Below are 2277 nucleotides of genomic sequence, written 5' to 3'. Positions count from 1 at the left end.
CCGAGGGGTCGATGAGCAGCGGGCAGCCGGGCAGCGCCTCGGGGCAGGTGAAGTGGAACACCGTGCGCCTTTTGCCAAACACCGGCAGGTCAATGCCCAGCCACTGCGCCACCGGGCGCGCCCAGGCGCCTGCGGCGTTGACCATGGCGCAGCACTCCAGCCGCTGGCCATCGGCCAGGCGCAGCGCACGGATGTGCTGCACGCCGCCGCTGGTCTGCGTATCCACGCCCATCGCTTCGCCCTGCACATAGCGCACCCCCTGCGACAGCGCCTTGCGCCGCAGGGCCTGCAGCAGGCTGTAGCCGTCGAACCAGCCTTCGCTGGACAGGCCCAGCGAGCCCAGTGCGATGCCGTCGGTCGAGAGCCAGGGGAAGCGTTCGCGCAGCTGTCCGGGCGTGAGCAGGGCCACATCGGCGCCCATGCTGCGCTGCACCGCGTGGTTGTCGCGCAGCACGGCCTCGCCTGCCGCGCTGGCCAGGTAGAGGTAGCCCGCTTCAACCAGGCCGATGTCCGGACGCTCACCGCCCACCTGCAGGCGCGCGCCGATGTCGCGCAGGAACTCGATGCCGAACTGCGAAATGGCGATGTTGATCGGGCTGGAGAACTGCTGCCGGATCGAGCTGGCCGACAGCGCCGACGAAGCCCGCGCATAGCTCGGGTCGCGCTCGACCACAACGACGGGCTGCTCTGGCGCCATCTGCGTCAGGTAATAGGCAATGGCGCTGCCAATGGCGCCGCCGCCGATGATGGCGATCGGCGCGCCCTGGGGGGTGGCAGTCATGGGATCAGACGTCGAAGCGCACGCCCTGCGCCAATGGGAGAGCGTCGCTGTAGTTGATGGTGTTGGTCGCGCGGCGCATGTAGCCCTTCCAGGCGTCGGAGCCCGATTCGCGGCCGCCGCCGGTTTCCTTCTCGCCGCCGAAGGCGCCGCCGATCTCGGCGCCCGAGGTGCCGATGTTCACGTTGGCAATGCCGCAGTCGCTTCCGGTGCTGGAGAGGAAGCGCTCGGCCTCGCGCAGGTCGGTGGTGAAGATGGAGGACGACAGGCCCTGCGGCACGCCGTTCTGTAGCGCAATCGCTTCTTCCAGGCTGGTGCAAGTCAACACATAAAGGATGGGCGCAAAGGTCTCGTGCTGCACCACCGCGCTCTGTGCGGGCATGCGCACCAGGGCCGGGCGGGCGTACCAGGCGTCCTCGCCCAGGGCCTGGCATTCGCGCTCGCCGCCCTGCACGCTGCCGCCTTGTTCACGCGCCTGCGCCAGGGCACCTTGCATCTGCTCGAACGCCGCGCGGTCCACCAGCGGGCCGACGAGCACGCCATCTTCCAGCGGGTCGCCCACGCGCACGCTGGCGTAGATCTTCTCCAGCCGCGCCAGCAGCGGCGCGGCCACGTCGCGGTGCACGATGAGGCGGCGCAGCGTGGTACAGCGCTGGCCCGCCGTGCCCACGGCGGCAAAGGTGATGGCGCGCGCGGCCAGCTCCAGGTCGGCGCTGGGCATGACCACCATGGCGTTGTTGCCGCCCAGCTCCAGGATGCTGCGGCCGAAGCGCTGTGCCACGTCTACCGCCACGGCGCGGCCCATGCGCGTGCTGCCCGTGGCGCTGAGCACGGGCACGCGCGGCGAGCGCGCCAGCAGCTCGCCCATTTCGCGCCCGCCCAGCAGCAGCGTGGCCAGGCCGTCGGGGGCGGCCACGCCCTGTTCGGCGGCAAACTCGTCCAGCGTCTGCTGCAGCAGGTGGTGGCAGGCAATGGCGCACAGCGGGGTTTTTTCGGAGGGCTTCCAGGCCACGGCGTTGCCGCACACCAGGGCCAGCGCGGCGTTCCAGGCCCACACGGCCACGGGGAAGTTGAAGGCCGAGATCACCCCCACCACGCCCATGGGGTGCCAGGTTTCCATCATGCGGTGGCCGGGGCGCTCGCTGGCAATGGTCAGACCATGGAGCTGGCGCGACAGGCCCACGGCGAAGTCGCAGATGTCGATCATCTCCTGCACTTCGCCCAGCCCTTCGGAGCGCACCTTGCCCGCCTCCAGCGACACCAGCAGGCCCAGCGCCTCCTTGTGCTGGCGCAGCTTCTGGCCCAGGCGGCGCACCAATTCGCCGCGCACCGGTGCGGGGGTGCTGCGCCATTGCAGGAATGCGGCGTGCGCACCCTCGATGAGCGCCTGGGCCTGCGCGCTGGTGTGGCTGGCGAGCTGCGCGTACACGGCGCCGTCGCGCGGTGCGCGCACGCTCAGGCCCTGGCCTTGCCAGGGGGCCAGGTCCAGGCCCAGTTGC

General features: G+C 70.8%; 2 protein-coding genes. Both read right to left on the bottom strand.

The genetic code is table 11. The features are described 5' to 3' along the window. The coding region (locus tag ACE3QP_RS21650; RefSeq protein ID WP_374439141.1) for an NAD(P)/FAD-dependent oxidoreductase at positions 1-781 on the bottom strand (781 nt) is incomplete at its 3' end. Between the two features lie 4 nt (positions 782-785). After that, complete coding sequence (locus ACE3QP_RS21645) at positions 786-2273, bottom strand: aldehyde dehydrogenase family protein (RefSeq protein WP_374439143.1); 1488 nt, start codon at positions 2271-2273, stop codon at positions 786-788. Between the last annotated feature and the right edge of the window lie 4 nt (positions 2274-2277).

It is taken from the genome of Inhella sp. (assembly GCF_041912635.1).
Taxonomy (GTDB): domain Bacteria; phylum Pseudomonadota; class Gammaproteobacteria; order Burkholderiales; family Burkholderiaceae_C; genus Inhella.
Note: the sequence above shows the minus strand (reverse complement) of the source record. Positions and strands in the feature narration are given on the sequence as shown.